Raw genomic sequence first — 20,180 nt, 5'->3', positions numbered from 1 at the left:
GCAGGCCGGGAATCGTTTCTGCCCGCGGACGCGGCAAACCGGTCGTCAGCTTATGAGGTTTTACAGAAGCTGCCCCAGGAACGGGTCCACCGTGTGGCCCGGCCGGAACTCGCCGATCCTTCTGATCTCCCAGTGGAGCCGGATCCCGGAAGACTCCAGCACGCGGGCCCGTACCGTCTCGCCAAGGAATTCGAGATCGTAGCCCGTGGCCGTGCCCATATTGATCATGAAGTTGCAGTGCATGGGCGACATCTGCGCCCCGCCAATCATCAGGCCGCGGCAGCCGGCCTTGTCGATTTCCTTCCAGGCTGACGTGCCCGGCGGGTTCTTGAAGGTGGAGCCGCCAGTCTTCTCGCGGATCGGCTGAACGGTCTCCCGGTGATGCTGCACGGCATCCATCGCGGCACGGATCGCCTCGCGTTCCTCCGGGTAGCCTTCAAGAAGCGCTGAGGTGAATATAAGGCCGGCGGGCGCCGTCGAGCTGCGATAGGAATAGCCCATATCCTCGTTGGAAAGCACGTGCAGATTGCCCTGCCGGTCGAGCGCGCGCACCTCCACGACACGCTCCCGCGTCTCAACGCCATTGGCGCCGGCATTCATGCGCAAGGCGCCGCCCAGCCCTCCCGGAATGCCGTGGTAAAAATGGAAGCCGCCAATTCCCGCCTCCAGCGCGGCCGCTGCCAGCCGCTTGTCGGATATGGCCGCTCCTGCCCGAATCTGCGTGGGCGAGACGACCTCCGCCTGTCCAAACCCCTTGGCCGAAAGCCGCACCACGAAGCCGCGTATGCCGCCGTCGCGCACGAGAAGGTTGGAGCCGATGCCGACCACGGTAACCGGGATTTCCTCGGGTATCGCGCGAAGAAATGCGGCCAAATCCTCCTCATCCTGAGGCTGGTAGAGCGCATCGGCCTCCCCGCCCGCACGGAACCAGGTGATCTTGTCCATGCCCGCGTCAAGCGTCAGCTTCCCGCGCAGTCCGGCGAGCCGGTCCCCCAGCTTGGCGACGAGGTCGGCGCCCCTTGTCATGCCGCAAGCTCTCCGGGCAGCGCATGGGCCCACTGCGTGATGTTGCCGGCGCCCAGAAAGACGACGAAATCGCCCTCCTGCGCCTCGGCCCGCACGATCGGGGCGATGGCTTCCGGCCCTTCGATGAAGCGCGCATCCCGATGACCAGCGGCTTTCAGGCTCGCCACCAGTGCCTCCGAGGAAATGCCCTCGATGGGCGCCTCGCCGGCCGCATAGACCGGCGCCACCATCACCATGTCGGCGTCGTTGAAACAGGAGGCGAATTCGTCGAAGAGATCGCGCAGGCGAGTGTAGCGGTGCGGCTGTGCGATGGCGATTATGCGTCCGCGCGAGGCCTCGCGCGCCGCCTTGAGCACGGCACGGATTTCCACCGGATGGTGGCCGTAATCATCGAAGATGTGGACGCCATTCCAGGTGCCGGTGAGCGTGAAGCGCCGTTTCACGCCACCGAAGGAGGAAAGGCCGCTGCGGATCGCCTCTTCCCCGATACCGAGTTCGCTTGCAACCGCGATTGCCGCCGTCGCATTGGAAACGTTGTGCCGCCCCGGCATGGGCAGGCGAAGGCCCTCGATCGTCCGCGTCCTCGCGCTCTTGCGCTCGCGCAGGATGACGTCGAAGACCGAGACCGATCCCTCCATGCGCAGATTGGCGAAACGCACATCCGCCTGAAGGTTCTCGCCATACGTCACCAGCCTGCGGTCCACGATGCGGGCCGCCAGCGACTGCACTTCCGGATGATCGATACACATCACGCCGAAGCCGTAGAAAGGAACGTTTTCCACGAACTGGCGGAAAGCCGCGCGCACCTTCTCGAACGAGCCGTAATGGTCGAGATGCTCGGGATCGATATTGGTGACGACGGCGATGTCGGCCGGCAGCTTCAGGAACGTGCCGTCGCTCTCGTCGGCCTCGACGACCATCCAGTCGCCCTTGCCCATGCGCGCATTCGTCCCGTAGGCATTGATGATGCCGCCATTGATCACGGTCGGATCGAGCCCGCCCGCGTCCAGAAGGGCGGCCACCATCGAGGTGGTGGTTGTCTTGCCGTGGGTGCCGCCGATGGCGACGGCTTGGCGGAACCGCATGAGTTCAGCCAGCATCTCGGCCCGCCTCACAATCGGAAGCAGTCTCTCGCGCGCGGCGACATACTCGGGATTGTCAGGCCGGATGGCACTGGAGATGACCACGACCTCAGCCTCGCCGAGGTTTTCCGGCGCATGGCCGACAAAGGTGCGAATCCCCTTTTCGCGCAGGCGCACCACGTTCGCGTTCTCCGCCTGGTCCGAGCCCTGCACGCGGTAGCCGAGCGTATGCAGCGCTTCGGCAATGCCGCTCATGCCGATGCCGCCGATGCCGATGAAATGCACGACCCCGATCGTATGCGGCATTTTCATGAGGTGACCCTTCTCTTCCAATCTTCGGCCGAACGGCCAGCGGCAATCGCCTCGGTCAAATCCGCCAGCACCACAGTCGCATCGGTACGCGCGATGCTCTTTGCGCCCGCCGCCATGGCCGCAAGACGTTCGCCATCCTGAAGCAACGAGCCGATTTCAGCCGCAAACGAGTCGATTTCGATCATTTTCTGCGGCTTTAGCACGGCTCCGCCCGCTTCGACCAGAAGCCTGGCATTGTGCGTCTGATCGTCGTCCACGGCATGCGGCAAAGGCACGAGCACCGCCGGCCGGCCAAGCACGGAAAGCTCGAGAACCGTAGAAGCGCCGGAGCGGGAGATGACCAGATGACAGTCGGCAAGGCGCGCGGGCAGATCGGAGAAGAAGGACGACACTTCCGCATCCACGCCCAGCTCTTCATAGCGGCGGCGCACTCGCTCCTCGTCTTCCGGGCGGGCCTGCTGGACGAGCTTCAGCCGCGCTCGCAACGCCTCGGGAAGCTTCGCCACGACCTCGGGAATGCTGTCGGAGAAAAAGCGCGCCCCCTGGCTGCCTCCGAAGACGACAAGACGCAGGCTCCCCGTCTTCCCGGGCGCCTTGTACGGTTTTGCTGCCTGCTCCAGCACCGCCTGCCGCACCGGATTGCCGGTTTCCACGATCTTGTTCGCATGCGGCCCCTCGGCCTTGAGGAAACCGCCGGCGATGGCCGTCACGCGCGGGGCGAGCAGCCTGTTCGTGCGGCCCATCACGGCATTCTGCTCATGGATGATGGTGGGCACGCCGCGCCGTATCGCGGCAAAAAGCGGCGGCAACGTTGGATAACCTCCGAACCCCACCACAGCCTGAGGCTCGAGCTTCCCGATCAGGGCCGAGGACTGGCGCACGCCGCGCCAGATGGCGAGCGCGCTCTTTGCGACCGCAAACGGGTTGCGCGAACCGAAGGTGGCCGAATCCACGGCGTGGACATGATCCGGCGGGAACGCGCCCGCATAGCGGGCAGCGCGTCTGTCCGTCACCAGGTGCACATCCCAGCCCCGGGCCGAAAGCGCATGCGCCAGCGCCTCGGCGGGAAACAGATGGCCTCCGGTGCCACCAGCCGAAAGAAGAATCCTGCGCTGCGCCATTCAGCCCGCCGCCGTCGCCCGCCCCGACAGGCTGGTGAAGGTCGCTGGCCGGCGTTTTTCAGGCCGCCGCCGCGACAACGCCAGCACGATGCCCATGCAGATCGCAATGGCCGTGAGCGATGAGCCGCCATAGGAGATGAAAGGCAGCGTCATGCCCTTGGCCGGCATCATGCGCAGGTTCACGCCCATATTGATGATGGACTGGAAGCCGAACAGGATGACGAGCCCCGACAGCGCATAGCGCGTGAAATCGTCCTCCTCGCGGCGGGCGATGGCCAGCCCGCGCAGCACGACGAAGGCAAAGAGCGAAAGGATGATGAAGCACATGACAATGCCGAACTCCTCGCCGGCCACGGCGAAGACGAAGTCGGTGTGGCTGTCCGGCAGGATGCGCTTCACCGAGCCCTCGCCCGGCCCCTGCCCCAGCCAGCCGCCGCGCATGATCGCCTCCAGACTCATGTCCACCTGATAGGTGTCACCCTCGCCGGTGATGAAGCGGTTTATGCGGTCGGCAGCGTGCGGAAAGGCCCAGTAGGCGCCCACCGCACCGGCTATACCGGCAACGCCCAGCAGAATGACCCACAGCCATGACAGGCCGGCGATGAAGAACATCGCGCCCCAGGTTCCCATGACCAGCATGGTCTGGCCGAGATCGGGCTGCGCGACCAGAAGCGCCACCACAAGGCCGAGCAGGAGGATCGCAAAAAGATTGCCGGGAATCTCAGGCTGCCGCGCATGTTCGGCGAACAGCCAGGCGCAGACCACCACGAAGGCGGGCTTCAGGAATTCGGAAGGCTGAACGGACACGCCGAAGAGATGAATCCAGCGCCGCCCGCCCTTCACCTCCATGCCCACGAACAGCGTGGCGACCATCAGCAGAAGCGACACGATCAGCATCACGAGGGCCAGCCTGCGGATCTGCCGCGGCTCCATGAAGGAGACCCCGATCAGTGCCACCAGCGCGGGGATCATGTAGACGATCTGCCGGGTGACGAAATGGAAGCTGTCGAGGCCGATCCGGTCGGCGACGGCCGGGCTCGCGGCAAAAGACAGAACGATGCCGATCCCCATGAGCATCAAGAAGGCGGCAAGAAACCAGCGGTCAACGGTCCACCACCAGTTGGCCACCAGGCTGCGGTCGGTACGGCTGATCATCGCTTGTCCCCGTATTTTCCGATAGGCGTCACACCGGCGAGCGAAAGCACCGCCTGGCGGAACGCCTCACCCCTCACCTCGAAATTCCTGAACTGATCGAAACTCGCACAGGCCGGCGACAACAGCACCACCACTTCACGCGCGGAATCCGCCGCCGCATCCCGCGCCGCATGTTCGACGGCCGATTCGATGGTACCCGAAATTTCGTAATCCGTCCCCTCCCCGATCGTGGCGGCAAAGGCGGGCGCTGCCTCGCCCACGAGATAGGCCTTTGCGATGCGCGGGAAGAACTGCCTCAGGCTCTCGATGCCGCCGTGCTTCGGCAGGCCTCCCACGATCCAGTAGATGCGCTCGAAGCTCGAAAGCGCGGGCGCGGCTGCGTCGGCATTCGTCGCCTTCGAGTCGTTGACGAAAAGGACATTCCCCATCCGGCCCACCTCTTCCATCCGGTGGGCAAGCCCGGGAAAGCTGCGCAATCCGTTCTGAATCTCTTCCCGGCTCAGGCCGCAGGTAAGGCAGGCGGCCACGGCTGCGAGGGCGTTCTGGGCGTTGTGCCTGCCGCGCAGGGAGCCGATTCCCTCGAGACTGGCAAGCCTTTCGGTCCTGCCCTGCCGGGCATGAAAGAGCGCGCGTCCCTCCGCGAAGAACCCGTCCTCCAGGCGACACGTCACGGAAATCCGCACCACGTCTCGCCCGGCCGCTTCCAGCCTCGCCGCGATCGCGCGACATACCTCATCGTCCACGCCGACGATCGCCTTTCCGCTCCCGGCCACAAGGCGCTCCTTGATCGCGGCATAGTTCTCCATTGTTCCATGCCGGTCGAGATGGTCGGGCGTGAGATTGAGCAGCACGCCGGCCGTTGGGTCGAGCGTGGGGGCAAGATCGATCTGGTAGGAGGAGCATTCCACCACATAATGGCGGCCCGGCGCCGGCGGCTCCAGCGTCATGACGGCGCGCCCGATGTTCCCACCCATCTGGACGTCGCGGCCGGCCGCGGCCAGCACGTGCGCGGTCAGCGCCGTCGTGGTCGATTTTCCGTTGGTACCGGTAATGGCAATAAAGGGCGCCTGGGGTGCCCTGGCCCTTCGCTCGCGGGCGAACAGCTCGACATCGCCGATGATCTCCGCCCCGGCGTTCTTCGCCAGCTCCACGCTCCAGTGCGGACGGGGATGGGTTAGCGGTACGCCGGGCGCCAGCAGCAGCGCGTCGATCCCCGTCCAATCCACCTGATGCAGGTCGAGCGTTTCAATGCCCTCCGCGCCCGCGCGCGCCACGCTTTCGGGGTTGTCGTCCCAGGCGATCACGCGCGCGCCGCCGACCTGCAGCGCCTTGGACGTGGCAAGGCCGGAGCCGCCGAGGCCGAAGACGGCGACCGTCTTTCCGCTGAAGGAGGTGGCGGAGATCATTCCCGTGCCATCACCTGAGCTTCAGCGTCGAAAGCCCGATCAGCGCCAGAAGCACGGCGATGATCCAGAAGCGGATGACCACCTGGCTTTCCGTCCAGCCCAGCTTTTCGAAATGATGATGGATGGGGGCCATGAGAAAGACCCGCTTGCCGGTCATCTTGAACACGGCCACCTGGATGATGACCGAGAAAATCTCGATGACGAAGAGGCCGCCGATAATGGCGAGCACGATCTCGTGCTTGGTCGCCACGGCGACCGTGCCGAGCAGACCGCCGAGCGCGAGCGCCCCGGTATCGCCCATGAAGATGGCCGCGGGCGGCGCATTGAACCAGAGGAAGCCGAGGCCCGCGCCGATCACGGCGCCCAGCACTACGGCAAGCTCCCCGGTGCCCGGCACGAAATGGATCTGCAGGTAATCAGCGAAGATGGCGTTGCCCGACAGATAGGCGATCACGCCGAAGGAGGCCGCTGCCACCATCACTGGCACCGTCGCCAGCCCGTCGAGCCCGTCCGTCAGATTGACCGCATTGCCCGAGCCGACGATGACGAAGGCGGCGAAGGGGATAAAGAAAAGCCCGAGATTGAGGATCAGGTCCTTGAAGAAGGGAAAGGTGAGCGACGAAGAGAACGGCACCTGCCCGGCGCGCATGATGATCCAGGCGGCAAGTCCGGCGATCACGAATTCGAGAGCCAGGCGGACCTTGCCCGAAAAGCCCAGATGCGACTGCTTGGTCACCTTCAGGTAGTCGTCATAAAATCCGATGGCGCCGAAGCCGACCGTGACCATCAGAACGACCCAGACATAGATGCTGGAAAGGTTCGCCCACAGAAGCGCGGAGCCCAGAATCCCGCACAGGATCATCAGCCCGCCCATCGTGGGCGTGCCCGCCTTCTTGAAGTGGGTTTGCGGGCCGTCGGCGCGGATCGGCTGCCCGCGCCCCTGCCGCACGCGCAGCGAATCGATGATGGTCGGCCCGAACAGGAAGACGATGAAGGCTGCGGTGATCAGCGCGCCGCCGGTCCTGAAGGTTATATAGCGGAAGACATTGAAGACCGAGATCGTTTCGGAAAGTTCCACAAGCAGCATCAACATGTAGCGTCCCCGCGCGGGCCCGGAATGGACCCCTTCAAGACCGAGCCGGTTCGTCGACCGCCGGAAAATGCCTCAGAAGAGCTTCGACCAGCCTGGAAAAGCCGGTGGCTTTGGATGATTTGACAACGACGGCGTCTCCGGGCTGCACCGTTTCCAGAAGCAGCGGCTCCAGCTCTTCGGCGCTCGCGCGGTGCTCGACGCGGAGATTGGGAGGCGGTCTGTCCGCCAGCGCCTTCATCTCCGCTCCGGCCAGAAGGAGTACGTCCGTCTTCGTTCCGGCAATGATGTCGGCAAGAGCCGTGTGCAGCCGGGCCGAATGCTCGCCGAGCTCCAGCATGTCGCCCAGAACCGCAATGCGCCGCCCCTCTCCGGTGACCGGCGCGGCGTCCAGAAGCTGCAGGGCAGCCTTCATGGAAGCCGGATTGGCGTTGTAGCTTTCGTCGATGAGCGTGAAGACCCCCTCTCCGTGCCGCAGCCTGTGGCGGCGTCCCCGCCCCGGCCCGGCGGAGAAATCGCCGAGCGCCGTCAGCAGCTTTTCCGGATCGGCGCCGGCGAGATAGCCGGCAGCGACGGCCACCAGCGCGTTCTGCGCCATGTGGCGGCCCGGGACCGTGACCCGGCCAACGAGGTCCTGGCCGGCAATTTTTAGGTTAAGGGCCGACCAGTCTCCCTGAGGGTCGTACTGGACGAGACGGAACTGGGCGCGGGCATGCTCCCCGAAGCCCCAGATGTTCTTGATGCCTGCCTCCGCGGCCATCCTCGAAAGAAGCCGCGCGCGCTGGTCATCGCGGTTGATGAGGGCATGGCCGCCGCGCACGACTCCGGCGAAGATTTCGCCCTTCGCCTGGGCGATCTCGTCAAGGCTGTTGAAATGGCCGAGATGGGCGCCAGCCACCAGGGTGATGGCCGCCACATGGGGCTCCACCAGCCTTGCAAGCGGCTCGATCTCACCGGCACGGTTCATGCCGATCTCGAACACGGCAAAGTCGCAGTCGGCCGGCAGGCGGGCAAGCGTCAGCGGCACGCCCCAGTGATTGTTGAAGGATTGCTCGGCCGCATGGACCGTGCCGACGCTCGAAAGGGCGTGACGCAGCATCTCCTTCGTCGTGGTCTTGCCCGCCGAACCCGTCACCGCGATCACTTTGGCGCGGGTGCGCCTGCGCGCGCCTGCCGCCAGCCCGCGCAGCGCCCCCAGCACGTCGGGCACCACCAGCTTAGGGATGGCGAGCCGCCCGAGGGCGGGCAGTTTCCCCTCCGAAACCACAAGAATACTGGCCCCCGCCGCCATGGCCGCCGTGGCGAAATCATGCCCGTCGAAGCGCTCCCCCTTGATGGCGAAGAAGGCTTCTCCCGGCTTCAGGGTCCGGCTGTCGATGGAAATTCCGGTCACGCCTTGCGGCATGGTTCCGAAGGGGCGGCCGCCAGTCGCTTCAACCAGCGCCCCCATCTCCCACAGAAGCGTCACGCACCCATCTCCCTCAAGGCCTGTCGCACCTCCTGGTGATCCGAAAACGGATATTTCTGTCCCGCGATCTCCTGCCCTATCTCGTGCCCCTTGCCGGCGACGATCAGCGTATCTCCCGCCCGCAGCATGGCGACGGCGGCCCGGATCGCCTCCCGCCGGTCGCCGATTTCCTTCGCCTCTGGTACCGCCTCCAGGATCGCCCGGCGGATCGCGGCCGGGTCCTCCGAGCGCGGATTGTCGTCCGTCACGATGACGACATCCGCCAGCTTTCTCGCGAGCCCGCCCATGATGGGCCGCTTGCCCGCGTCACGATCGCCGCCGCAGCCGAAGACCAGAATCACGCGCCCGGTGGTGAAAGGCCGAACGGCCTCCAGCACGTTCCGCAGCGCATCCGGCTTGTGCGCGTAATCGACATAGCATTGCGCGCCGCTCGGCGCGGTCCCGACCAATTCCAGCCGCCCCGACGCACCCTTGAGATGTTCGAGCGCGGCGAGCGCCTTATCCGCGCCGATGCCCGTGGCTACGGCAAGCCCGGCGGCGACAAGAGCATTGGCCACCTGGAAATCGCCCGCAAGCGGCAGGTCGATCTCATGGATCGTGCCTTCGTGTTCGACTTCGGCGCGCTGCCGGTGGCGTTCGTGTTCCACGCGCTTGAGCGTGAGAAAGGCACCCTTACGCCCGACGGTAAGCACCGTAAGCCCGGCCTCGCCCGCCGCTCTCTCCGTCGCCTCAGACCATGGATCGTCGGCAAATACGACGGCCGGCGCGCCCTGCGGCAGAAGTTCGGAAAACAGCCGCATCTTGGCCTGGTGATACTGCTCGACCGTGGGATGATAGTCCATGTGGTCGCGGCCCAGATTGGTGAAGGCGCCCGCCGCAAGCCGGACACCGTCGAGCCGCCGCTGGTCGAGCCCGTGGCTGGAGGCCTCCATCGCTGCGTGGGTCACCCCCGCCTCGGCAAGTTCCTTGAGCAGCCGGTGCAGCGATACCGGATCGGGCGTGGTGAGCTCTCCATAGTCCTCGCGCCCCGGCGCGACGACGCCAGTTGTCCCGATGGAGGCCGCGGCAAACCCCGCCTGCTCCCAGACCTGCCGCGTGAAGGAGGCGACGGAGGTTTTGCCGCTCGTCCCCGTCACCGCAACCATGGTGGCCGGCTGGGCGCCATAGAAGCGCGCGGCAGCAAGCGCCAGCGCGCGGCGCGGATCGTCCACCGCGATGACCGGAACGCCAAGATCGCCGACGGCACCCGGCCGCGCCACGACGGCAGCCGCCCCTCGGCGAACCGCCTCGTCGGCGAAAGCCGCGCCGTCCGCCCGCGTGCCTGGCAGTGCGAAGAAAATGTCACCGGCAGAGACGCGCCGGGAATCGGATGAAAGACCGGAGACCATAGCGTCCGATATCGGCCCGCCATGTGGCAAGATGTCGGCAAGATCGCCCAGCTTCATTGTGTCCCAGTTCTCGTCCGGCCCGTCCCCTGCATCAACCGGCGGGGAATCACTGATAGGAGACCAGCAAAGCCTCACCTTCATGGCCGAAATCCGGCTCGACGCCAAGTAGCGGCGCCGCGCGGCGGATAATATTGCCCACGGTGGGTGCCGTGTTGAGGCCGGACGTCGCCCCAATCCCTTCCCTTTCCGGCTTCGGCTCGTCCAGCACGACCAGCACCACGTAATCGGGATCGTTGGCCGGGAACTGGGCGACAAAGGCGTTGAAACGCTTGTCGTTGGAGTAACGGCCATTCACGACCTTCTCGGCCGTGCCCGTCTTTCCGCCCACATAGTAGCCGGGCACCTCGGCGCGGCTGCCGGACCCCTTCTCCACGTTGAGGCGCATCAGATAGCGGATCTTGGCGCTGGTCTCAGGCGAGATCACCTGCGTGGCCACCGCGTTCGCTTCCTCCTCCGTGCGTGGAAGAAAGGTGGGCGGGAAAAGCTTGCCGCCATTCACCATCGCCGCGGCCGCCACGGCCGTCTGCAGCGGCGTCGTCGCCACGCCGTGGCCGAAGGAGATGGTGATGGAGTGAAGCTTCTTCCATTCCCTGGGCTCGGTGGGATGCGCCACCTCGGGAAGCTCCGTCTTCATGCGGTCGAGAAGCCCGACGCGCTTCAGAAATTCCCGGTGACCCTGGATCCCCACCACATCGGCCATCTTCGCGGTTCCGATGTTCGAGGAGTAGATGAAGACCTCCGGGACGGTCAGAACCCTGCGCTTGCCGTGAAAGTCGTTGATGGTGAAGCCGCCGATGCGCAGCGGTTTGCTGGCGTCGAAGCTGTCATCGAGATCGACGAGCCCTGAATCCAGCGCCATCGCTGTCGTGAACAGCTTGAACGTGGAGCCCATCTCGAACACGCCCGCCGACATTCGGTTCAGGCGGTCCTTCTCCAGCGCGTTATAGGGATTGTTCGGATCGTAGTCCGGCAACGACGCCATCGCCATGACCTCGCCGGTGCGCGCGTTCAGGATCACGCCGCCGGCGGCAATCGCGCGGTAACGGTCCATCGCCTGCACAAGCTCGTCATGCAGCACGTGCTGGACCCGGAAATCGATGGAAAGACGCACCGGCTCCAGCGTGTCAGGTCCGGCTAGGCCCAGCGCCTGCAGGTCCGCGAGTCCCTGATCGTCCACATATTTCTCGATGCCCGCGATGCCCTTGTTATCGATGTTGACGAGGCCGAGGATATGCGAGGCGGTCTCGCCGCCGGGATAGAAGCGGCGCTTCTCTGTGCGGAAGCCGAGACCGGGTATGCCGAGCGCCAGGATCTGGCTTTGCTGGCGCGGCGAAAGCTGGCGGCGCAGCCAGACGAAGCCGGCATCGGAGCTCAGCCTGTGATAGGTTTGCTCGTAATCGAGATCAGGCAGCACCCGCCGCAGCTTCTCGATCGCCTCATCCACATCGACGATGCGACGTGGCTCGGCAAAGAGCGAGGCCGTCTTGATGTCCGTCGCCAGCACCGCGCCGTTGCGGTCCACCAGATCGGGGCGCGAGGCCATGGGCCGGCTCTCCGGCAGGTTGACCTGCGGCTCCTCCGTCAGGCCAAGCTGCACGAGACGTCCGCCAATGGCCGCATAGACGCAGAAAAGCGCGGCCATCGTCATGAGCACACGGCCGGGCGCCCTACCGCCTGTGGCCTTGCGCCTCCCCTCCACGACGATGGCCGGCGGGGCTTGCTCGTCCGCTTTCCCGCCATTCCTGAAACGCAGCAGGTTGCTCATTCTCATGGCCGCACTCCCCCCGTCACGGTCGGATCCTGAAGCTCCTCGCCGGAAAGCGCGTAGGTGCCCGCGATCAGCTCCTCGACGGTCACCTTCCGGAAGGGAATACCGCCAAGCGCCATCGGCTCCTCGATCTGCTCGGGCTTGATCACGTCCAGCCCCAGCTCGTCCTTGTAGACCTGTGCCAGCTTCTCTAGCCGGGCGGGCTGTGTGAGCAGGCTCCAGTCGGCCTTGAGCACGTCGATCGCATCCTTTTCGAGCTGGATTCGCGTCTCGAGCGCCTCGATGCGGTTCATCATCGCCTGGGCGTCGTGCTTGGTCTTGTAGGTGAACGCGGCTGCCGAAAGCATGACCGCGATCAGGATGACGTCGCTGGTGCGGAACATCGGCTTACCTCTCGCCAAGCTGCTGGGTGACAAAGAGCGCGGGAACACCCAGAATGTTCAGATCCTCCTCCCCCGCGGGCGCCCCGGTCCGCCTTGCCGCCCTCAGGCGGGCCGAACGGGCTCGAGGATTGCTGGCAATCTCTGCCTGAGAGGCGGAAACCGGCTTGCCGGGTTTTTCAAATGCAGGCGCGGGCGCGTTCGCTTCCGGCAGATGGCGGGAACGGGCAGGCGGAGCCGAGCGCGCCGCAAGGAAGCGCTTGACGATGCGATCCTCCAGCGAATGGAAGGTAACGACGGCAAGAATGCCGCCCGGCTCCAGGAGGCGCTCGGCGGCAAACAGCGCATGCGCCAGCTCGGCAAGCTCGTCATTGACGAAGATGCGAAGGGCCTGGAAGATGCGGGTTGCCGGATGAATCCGGTCGGCAGGCTTGCGCCCCACCACCTGCTCCACCAGGGCAGCCAGATCGCCGGTGGTCGCAAAAGGCTTCTGCGCCCGCCGCTTCTCGATGGCGCGCGCGATGCGGCCCGCATGGCGCTCTTCCCCCAGAAGACCGAAAATGCGGGCGAGATCGCCCGCCTTGAAGCGGTTGACGACATCGGCAGCGCTGAGCCCCTGCCTGCCCATGCGCATGTCGAGCGGTCCGTCCCTCAGGAATGAGAAGCCGCGCTCGGCCTCATCGAGCTGCATGGAAGAAACGCCGATGTCGAGCACGACACCGTCCACCGGCTCGCCGGCGATCCGCTCCATTTCGGAAAAGCGGCCGAGTTCCAGGCTGAGCCGCCCGCCATAGCGTGCAACCAGCGCCTGACCGGCAACGACGGCATCGGGATCGCGGTCGATGGCTACGACCTCGGCCCCGCGGTCCAAGAGGGCGCGCGCATAACCGCCTGCCCCGAAGGTACCGTCCAGAATGCGTTTGCCTGGTCCCGGTTCGAGGGCTTCAAGCACGTCATCAAGAAGGACCGGAATGTGGCGGGCCGGTCCGCCACCGGCGGATTGATCTCCACCGGGGCCCGCCATCATTCCGAGCTCGCGGCGGCGCGGGCCTGTGAAGCCTGCTGCCGCAACTTCAGAAGCCTTGCGCGGACCTCCGCACTGTGCGCGCGCAGCCGCTCCGGCTCCCACATCTGGAAGAATAGCCCCCGCCCCACGAAAGCCACCTCCGAGACGATCCCCGTATGCTCGCGGATGAAGTCCGTCACGGTGATCCGCCCATCCTGATCGAGCTTCAGAAAGGCCCCGTCCCCATGGACGAAGAAGGACATGTCGTCGGCCGTCTGCAGAAAAGGATCCTCCAACGCTATGCGCTGCTCGTAGCGGTCGAGCAGATCCGGCCCGCCCACATCCATGGCCGGAACGTCCAGAGCCCTCAGTGCGTAGAGATCGGTATAGCCCCGCCTCTGCACGACCGAGCGGAAATGCGCCGGTACGGAAACCCGCCCCTTCGCATCGATCCGGTTGATCGCACTGGATAGAAACCGGTCCATAGCATCCAAAGGCCGCTCTCGACGTCTTGTCCCTCAGCATCAGTTCCCGATCCGCCGAAACGGCTCCTCGAAAGTGGTCCCCGCCCCACGGAAGCAGCGACCTCAAGGCTAGAACCCGAGGTCACTTCTGAACGCACTTGCAGGAAACAATCTCGTCCTGGTTAGAATGGGATAACATGGGGCAATATGGGCGTCAATGGGAATAGCTTCCACGCCCGACGGGAAGCGATGTCCGTACCCTGCCCAAATAGCTGTAAGAAAATGTGAATCCCCCATCCCGCCCCTGACACCGGAGCGGCAGTGGAGGATGCGTGAGGTTGGAAGTGAAACCAGCCGGCCTGTAAGCCGGGTTCTGTTCACCGCGCCGAAGCGCGGTGAGGCAGCCATTCCTCTGGGACCGATGTCGCCACCGGCCTCTAGCAACCTACCCGAACGGCGGGCCGGAAATCGCCCTCGAAGGTCACCCTTCGCGCCGTTCCTATTCGGTCTTGCTCCCGGTGGGGTTTACCGTGCCGCCCCTGTTGCCAGGAGCGCGGTGGGCTCTTACCCCACCCTTTCACCCTTACCCCGCCCGTATTTCGCCTCTTCGCCCGAGACGTTTCCGCCGCGGCGAGCCGAAATACGGGCGGGGCGGTCTGCTTTCTGTGGCACTTTCCCTGGGGTTTCCCCCGCCGGGCGTTACCCGGCACCGTATTTCCGTGGAGCCCGGACTTTCCTCACGCGCTGCCTTTCGACACCTGCGCGCGCGGCTGCCCGGCCAGCTGGTAATCCGTATAAAGGGATTTCTGCGCCAAAAGGCAATGACCCTTAAGCGTCAACCGCCATCGGAAGGCAGCGCGGCGATAAGCCGGGCAAGCGTGTCGCGCGTGGACGGATCGGCAACGCCGTCCACCCGCGCAGGCCGGAAATGGCGCTGAAAGGCGGCCGTCACCACCTCCGTTCCGGCATCGAAGAAGCCCGTAGCCTGAATCCCGTAGCCGTAGCGCGCCAGCATCTTCTGGAATGCCTCAACCTGGGCGCCCTGGTCACCCTTTGCCAGCTCTCTGCCAGGATGAAGCGGAGCGGGTTCGACATGGTGCCCGACACCCGCGCGGGCAAGCAGCCCCCAGGGGAATTTCTCGCCCGGGTCGATCTTGCGGCCGGGCGCGACATCGGAGTGCGCAAGCACCCTTTGCGGCAGGATCCCATGTCTCCGGATCAGATCGCGGCAAAGCGCGATAACGGCCTCGATCTGCCGGTCCGGAAAATCAGGATAGCCGAGATCATGTCCCGGGTTGACGATTTCGATGCCTATGGAGAAGGAGTTTACATCATCCGCGCCGCCCCACGAGCCCTTCCCGGCATGCCAGGCGCGCTTCTCCTCGGGCACGAGCTGCACCACCCGCCCGTCCTCACACACCAGATAGTGGGCCGAAACCTCGCTTGCGGGGTCGCAGAGCCTGGCTTCGGCGGCCTGCTCGGTCTCCATGCCCGTGTAGTGCAGCACCAGAGCATCCGGCTTCGCGCCGCCCCGTCGCTCGCCGAAATTGGGCGAAGCCCTTACCTCGGCACCCGGATAGTCGGGCTCAAACCCGCTCATGTAGGCTGCGGCTCTTCTCGATCTGCTCGTAGGCCGCGTTCAGCGCCGCCACCCGCGTATTGGCTATGGCGAGGAACTCCTCAGGCACGCCGCGGGCGATCAGCCGGTCCGGGTGGCTCTCGGCCACGAGCTGCCGGTAGCGGCGCTTGATCTCGTCAAAGGAAGTGTCGGGGCCGACGCCCAGGACCACATACGGATTGGATGCGTCCGCCACATGGCGGGCGCGGATTTGCGCGAAACGCACCTCGCTGATGGAGAATATCTCCGCCACGCGCGCCAGGAATGCCGCTTCCCGCTCGTGCAGTACGCCATCGGCCTTCGCGATGTGGAAGAGCCCGTCGAGAATATCCTCCAGCATCGGGCAGTCGGCCTTGCCCGAGCCGCACAGGCCGGACATCTGCCTGGCATAGGCTTCGAAGCCCGCCACATCCTGCTTCGCGAGATTGTAGAGCCGTGAGACGTTGCGCATCTCCTCGCGCGGCACGGAAAAAATATCGTGGAAGGCACTGACCTCGTCCTGCGTGACGATTCCATCGGCCTTGGCCATCTTGGCCGAAAGGGCAATCAGCGCGATCGAGAAGGCGACCCGCCGCCTCAGCTTCGGGTCGCCTGCAAAGGCCGTGCGCACGGCCTCCACCAGCCGGGAGAGAATGCTGCCGGGGGCCTGCGCCACGAATTCGGAGATGCGGACGAGTGTCACCATAACGACCGCATCTTTAATCCGATTTAGTGACGAATTCGAGGCCGCTTTTTTCACCAGTGTGCGGCGGGGATGGAATTCCTGCCCTTACGGCCTCGAAACCGGCAAAAGGTGAAAGGTCTTCGCCCGCCGGCGCCACGCCGGCGGGTCATTGAAGCCTGGCGAATTGCGTTACTGGACTCCGCCCGCGCCGCCGGCACCACCAGCGCCGCCGTCAGCCGGCGGGGGTGTCGGGTTCTGGTCGATACCTTGGGTCGTCGAGCCGTCTCCGCCTTCGCATGCAGCGAGCCCAAGCAGGGCGATGGCGGACACAAGGCCGATAAGGATCTTTCTCATCTCACATTCTCCTTTGTTGGCCACGGCCGTTGCCGGGCAGCCGCGATGGAAAATGCGTTTAGCTTTCATGGGTTTCGTAACATTGGATGACGTTTCGTCACATTTATCCCTGTGCGCGCGGGCCGCTTATCGTATATGCGTGACCGGCGTTTCGGCCTTAAAGGAGGTATGGATGGCTTCCGGCAGATGGGATTTCTGGATCGACCGCGGCGGCACCTTTACCGATGTCATCGGTCGCGATCCTGACGGCAGGTTGCATCAGCGCAAGCTCCTGTCGGAGAACCCGGAAGCCTATCGCGACGCAGGTATCCAGGGCATCCGCGACCTCCTCGGCATCGCGCCCGGCGATCCGATCCCCTCCGATCGCGTCGGCGAGGTGAAGATGGGCACCACGGTCGCCACCAACGCGCTTCTGGAACGCAAGGGTGACCGGGTGCTCCTTCTCATCACCAAAGGGTTCCGCGATGCGCTCCGGATCGCCTATCAGGCGCGCCCGGACATTTTCGCCAAGGAGATCATCCTTCCCGAGCAGCTCTATGAGCGCGTGATCGAGGTTCCGGAGCGCGTGCGCGTGGACGGAACCGTGGAGATGCCGCTCGACCTCGACGGCGTCAGGTCGGAAATGGAGGCGGCGCGGCGCGACGGTATTGCGGCTGTCGCCATCGTCTTCATGCACGCCTGGAAATATCCCGAGCATGAAAAGCAGGCGGCCGAGCTTGCCCGTTCGCTCGGTTTCACGCAGGTTTCGGCAAGCCACGAGACCTCGCCGCTCATCAAACTCGTAGGCCGCGGCGACACCACCGTGGTCGACGCCTATCTCTCCCCCATCCTCGCCCGCTATGTCCGGCTCGTGGCCGGAGAGCTTGGCGTGGCGGAAAGCGGCCGCGCAGACCATTCCGCATACCCCCGCCTGAAATTCATGATGTCTTCAGGCGGTCTTACGGCCGCCGACATGTTCCAGGGCAAGGACGCGATCCTTTCCGGCCCCGCGGGCGGCGTCGTGGGCATGGTGGAGACGGCGCGGATCGCCGGGTTCGAGAAGGTCATCGGCTTCGACATGGGCGGGACGTCCACCGACGTCGCCCATTACGACGGCGAATATGAGCGCGCCTTCGATACCGAAGTGGCGGGCGTGCGCATCCGCGCGCCCATGATGCGCATCCACACGGTGGCGGCGGGCGGCGGCTCGATCCTTCATTACGAGGATGGGCGGCTCAAGGTCGGCCCGGATTCGGCAGGCGCCAATCCCGGCCCCGCCTGCTACCGCCGCGGCGGGCCGCTCGCCGTCACCGACGCCAACCTGATGCTCGGCAAGCTGCAGCCTGACTTCTTCCCGGCGATCTTTGGTCCGGAGCAGAACCTGCCGCTCGATGCGGACATTGTGCGGGAGCGCTTCACCGAACTGGCAGAGCAGATCGGCGACGGCCGCAGCCCGGAAGCCGTGGCCGAGGGCTTCGTCACCATCGCCGTCGAAAACATGGCGAATGCCATCAAGAAGATCTCCGTCCAGCGCGGCTACGACGTCACGCGCTATCTGCTCAACTGCTTCGGCGGCGCGGGTGGCCAGCACGCCTGCCTGGTGGCGGATGCGCTCGGCATGGAATCCGTGCTCATTCACCCGCTTTCCGGTCTGCTTTCCGCTTACGGCATCGGGCTTGCGACCGTTTCCGCCTCGCGCCAGAAGGCCCTGGTCAAGCCGCTTTCGCAGGCGGCCCTGCCCGAGATCGAGCGGATGATCGCGGAATTGCAGGAAGAGGTCTCGAAGGAGCTTGGTGACCAGGGCATCGCGGCGGGATCGATCGAATGGGCCCTCAGGCTCGAAATACGCTACGAGGGAACGGACACGACCCTCTCCATTCCCTTCGACGATCGTTCGGTGGATGAGGCGAAGAAGCGCTTCGAAGCCGCGCACAAGGCGCAGTTCGGCTTCGTCTACGACAACAAGCCTTTCGTGGTGGAGGCGGTCAATGTCGAGGGGGTTGACGCGCGGGGAACCGCCCCCGAGGAGCCGGTCCTGCCCCTGGACGACAATGTTCCGGAGCCGCACGTCACCCGGAAGATCTTCTGCGATGGCGCATGGCGCGAGGCCGGCATCTTCCTCAGGAAAGAGCTTGCGCCCGGCAACCGCATTTCGGGCCCTGCCCTCATCATCGAGGACAACCAGACCATCGTGGTCGAGCCCGGCTGGCAGGCCGAGATCACCGCGCGCAATCACGTGCTCATGCGGCGCGTCGAGAAGAAGCCTCGCCAGGCCGCCATCGGCACAGAGGCTGATCCGGTGATGCTGGAGGTCTTCAACAACCTCTTCATGTCCATCGCCGAGCAGATGGGCGTGACGCTGCAGAACACCGCCTATTCGGTGAACATCAAGGAGCGGCTCGACTTCTCCTGCGCCGTCTTCGATCGCAACGGCGCGCTGGTGGCCAACGCCCCGCACATGCCGGTGCATCTGGGCTCCATGGACCGCTCGGTCGAGACCATCATCCGCCTCAACGAGGGTGACATCCATCCAGGCGACGTCTTTGCCTTGAACGCGCCCTACAACGGCGGCACGCACCTGCCGGACATCACGGTGGTGACGCCGGTCTTTGACGAGGAAGGGAAGAACATCCTGTTCTACACCGCTTCGCGCGGCCACCACGCCGACGTGGGCGGCACAGCGCCCGGCTCCATGACGCCGCTCGCCACCACGGTGGACGAGGAAGGCGTGCTGTTCGACAACTTCCGCCTGGTCGAACGCGGGCGCTTCCGGGAAAAGGAGCTCTACGAGCTTCTGACCAACCACCCCTACCCCGCCCGCAATCCGCACCAGAACATCGCCGACCTGAAGGCGCAGATCGCAGCCAACGAGAAGGGCGTGGCGGAACTCAGAAAGATGGTGGCTGATTTCGGGCTCGACGTGGTGGAAGCCTATATGGGCCACGTGCAGGACAATGCGGCGGAAGCCGTGCGCCGGGTCCTCGACCGCCTCCCTGACGAATCCTCTTGGGAGTATCCCACCGACACGGGCCAGGTGATCAAGGTGAAGATCACGGTGGACCGCAAGAAGCGCGAGGCGACGGTGGATTTCACCGGCACCTCGCCCGTGATGAAGAACAACTTCAACGCGCCCGAGCCGGTGACTCGCGCGGCCGTGCTCTACGCCTTCCGCGTCATGGTCGAAGGCTCGATCCCCATGAATGCGGGCTGCCTCAGGCCCATCAACATCATCATCCCCGAGGGCTGCATGCTGAGGCCGTCCTACCCCGCCGCCGTGGTCGCGGGGAATGTGGAGACGTCGCAACATGTGACGAACGCCCTGTTTGCCGCCATGGGCGCGCTTGCCAACGCGCAGGGCACGATGAACAACCTCACCTTCGGCAATGATAAGTATCAGTATTACGAGACCATCTGCTCCGGCTCCCCAGCAGGGCGCATGAATGACGGACGCGGCTTCCACGGCACCAGCGGCGTCCACACCCACATGACCAACTCGCGCCTGACGGACCCGGAAATCCTGGAGCTCCGCTTCCCCGTACTCCTGGAGGACTTCCACATCCGCGAGGGCTCTGGCGGACGCGGAAAGTGGAACGCCGGCGACGGCACGCGGCGCACCATCCGCTTCCTGGAGACGATGCAATGCGCCATCCTCTCCTCCCACCGCACGGTTCCTCCGCGTGGCGTCGATGGCGGAGGTGATGGCCAGGTCGGGCGGACGGAGGTGCGGCGCAAGGACGGACGCATCGAGGTGCTGAAAGCCTGCGACCAGACCGTTCTTGAAGCCGGAGAAGCGGTGATCGTCACCACGCCGACCGCGGGCGGATTCGGGCGGCTGTAAA

16 protein-coding genes and 1 other RNA gene are annotated in these 20,180 nt (G+C 65.1%); 1 reads left to right on the top strand and 16 read right to left on the bottom strand.

Going from position 1 to position 20,180, the window contains the following annotated elements:
* Positions 1 to 60: 60 nt before the first annotated feature.
* From murB to NYR54_RS09830, 16 genes are all read right to left on the bottom strand, one after another.
* On the bottom strand, positions 61 to 1,026 hold the full coding sequence (gene murB, locus NYR54_RS09905; RefSeq protein WP_261515480.1) for a UDP-N-acetylmuramate dehydrogenase: 966 nt from the start codon (positions 1,024 to 1,026) through the stop codon (positions 61 to 63).
* A complete protein-coding gene (gene murC, locus NYR54_RS09900) occupies positions 1,023 to 2,420 on the bottom strand; it encodes a UDP-N-acetylmuramate--L-alanine ligase (protein ID WP_261515479.1) in 1,398 nt (465 codons plus the stop codon). The genes murB and murC overlap by 4 nt, the downstream gene beginning before the upstream one ends.
* Positions 2,417 to 3,541, bottom strand: a complete 1,125-nt coding sequence (gene murG / locus NYR54_RS09895) for an undecaprenyldiphospho-muramoylpentapeptide beta-N-acetylglucosaminyltransferase (protein WP_261515478.1) — start codon at positions 3,539 to 3,541, stop codon at positions 2,417 to 2,419. Before murG ends, murC begins: the two co-directional genes overlap by 4 nt.
* The gene (ftsW, locus tag NYR54_RS09890) at positions 3,542 to 4,696 is read right to left on the bottom strand and encodes a putative lipid II flippase FtsW (protein ID WP_261515477.1); all 1,155 of its coding nucleotides are present in this window, start codon (positions 4,694 to 4,696) and stop codon (positions 3,542 to 3,544) included.
* Positions 4,693 to 6,102, bottom strand: coding sequence for a UDP-N-acetylmuramoyl-L-alanine--D-glutamate ligase (gene murD, locus NYR54_RS09885; RefSeq protein ID WP_261515476.1), 1,410 nt, complete (start codon positions 6,100 to 6,102; stop codon positions 4,693 to 4,695). Before murD ends, ftsW begins: the two co-directional genes overlap by 4 nt.
* Before the next feature lie 10 nt (positions 6,103 to 6,112).
* Positions 6,113 to 7,195 (bottom strand): phospho-N-acetylmuramoyl-pentapeptide-transferase, encoded by a 1,083-nt coding sequence (mraY, locus tag NYR54_RS09880; RefSeq protein WP_261515475.1) that lies wholly within the window; start codon positions 7,193 to 7,195, stop codon positions 6,113 to 6,115.
* 34 nt (positions 7,196 to 7,229) lie between these two features.
* Positions 7,230 to 8,660, bottom strand: coding sequence for a UDP-N-acetylmuramoyl-tripeptide--D-alanyl-D-alanine ligase (locus tag NYR54_RS09875; protein WP_261515474.1), 1,431 nt, complete (start codon positions 8,658 to 8,660; stop codon positions 7,230 to 7,232).
* Complete coding sequence (locus NYR54_RS09870; RefSeq protein WP_261515630.1) at positions 8,657 to 10,105, bottom strand: UDP-N-acetylmuramoyl-L-alanyl-D-glutamate--2,6-diaminopimelate ligase; 1,449 nt, start codon at positions 10,103 to 10,105, stop codon at positions 8,657 to 8,659. The genes NYR54_RS09875 and NYR54_RS09870 overlap by 4 nt, the downstream gene beginning before the upstream one ends.
* A 49-nt stretch (positions 10,106 to 10,154) precedes the next feature.
* Positions 10,155 to 11,873 (bottom strand): peptidoglycan D,D-transpeptidase FtsI family protein, encoded by a 1,719-nt coding sequence (locus NYR54_RS09865; RefSeq protein ID WP_261515629.1) that lies wholly within the window; start codon positions 11,871 to 11,873, stop codon positions 10,155 to 10,157.
* A gap of 2 nt (positions 11,874 to 11,875) precedes the next feature.
* Positions 11,876 to 12,259: a cell division protein FtsL gene (gene ftsL / locus NYR54_RS09860; RefSeq protein WP_261515473.1), complete on the bottom strand. Its 384-nt coding sequence runs from the start codon at positions 12,257 to 12,259 to the stop codon at positions 11,876 to 11,878.
* Positions 12,260 to 12,263: 4 nt separating this feature from the next.
* A complete protein-coding gene (gene rsmH, locus NYR54_RS09855; RefSeq protein ID WP_261515628.1) occupies positions 12,264 to 13,280 on the bottom strand; it encodes a 16S rRNA (cytosine(1402)-N(4))-methyltransferase RsmH in 1,017 nt (338 codons plus the stop codon).
* Positions 13,280 to 13,747: a division/cell wall cluster transcriptional repressor MraZ gene (mraZ, locus tag NYR54_RS09850; protein WP_261515472.1), complete on the bottom strand. Its 468-nt coding sequence runs from the start codon at positions 13,745 to 13,747 to the stop codon at positions 13,280 to 13,282. Before mraZ ends, rsmH begins: the two co-directional genes overlap by 1 nt.
* Positions 13,748 to 14,072: 325 nt before the next feature.
* An RNA gene (gene rnpB / locus NYR54_RS09845) (RNase P RNA component class A) lies at positions 14,073 to 14,512 on the bottom strand.
* Positions 14,513 to 14,561: 49 nt separating this feature from the next.
* Complete coding sequence (locus NYR54_RS09840) at positions 14,562 to 15,326, bottom strand: N-acetylmuramoyl-L-alanine amidase (protein ID WP_261515471.1); 765 nt, start codon at positions 15,324 to 15,326, stop codon at positions 14,562 to 14,564.
* Entirely contained in the window at positions 15,313 to 16,029 is a 717-nt protein-coding gene (locus NYR54_RS09835) for a J domain-containing protein (RefSeq protein ID WP_261515470.1), read from the bottom strand. The genes NYR54_RS09840 and NYR54_RS09835 overlap by 14 nt, the downstream gene beginning before the upstream one ends.
* Before the next feature lie 168 nt (positions 16,030 to 16,197).
* The gene (locus NYR54_RS09830) at positions 16,198 to 16,362 is read right to left on the bottom strand and encodes a hypothetical protein (protein ID WP_261515469.1); all 165 of its coding nucleotides are present in this window, start codon (positions 16,360 to 16,362) and stop codon (positions 16,198 to 16,200) included.
* Positions 16,363 to 16,534: 172 nt separating this feature from the next.
* Here NYR54_RS09830 and NYR54_RS09825 point away from each other — a divergent pair, with 172 nt between their 5' ends.
* Positions 16,535 to 20,179 (top strand): hydantoinase B/oxoprolinase family protein, encoded by a 3,645-nt coding sequence (locus NYR54_RS09825; RefSeq protein ID WP_261515468.1) that lies wholly within the window; start codon positions 16,535 to 16,537, stop codon positions 20,177 to 20,179.
* Position 20,180 lies beyond the last annotated feature (1 nt).

The sequence above is a fragment of the Chelativorans petroleitrophicus genome, from assembly GCF_025398195.1.
Taxonomy (GTDB): Bacteria; Pseudomonadota; Alphaproteobacteria; order Rhizobiales; family Rhizobiaceae; genus Chelativorans; species Chelativorans petroleitrophicus.
The sequence above is the reverse complement of the archived record's forward strand: the minus strand, read 5'-3'. Positions and strand labels throughout refer to the sequence as shown.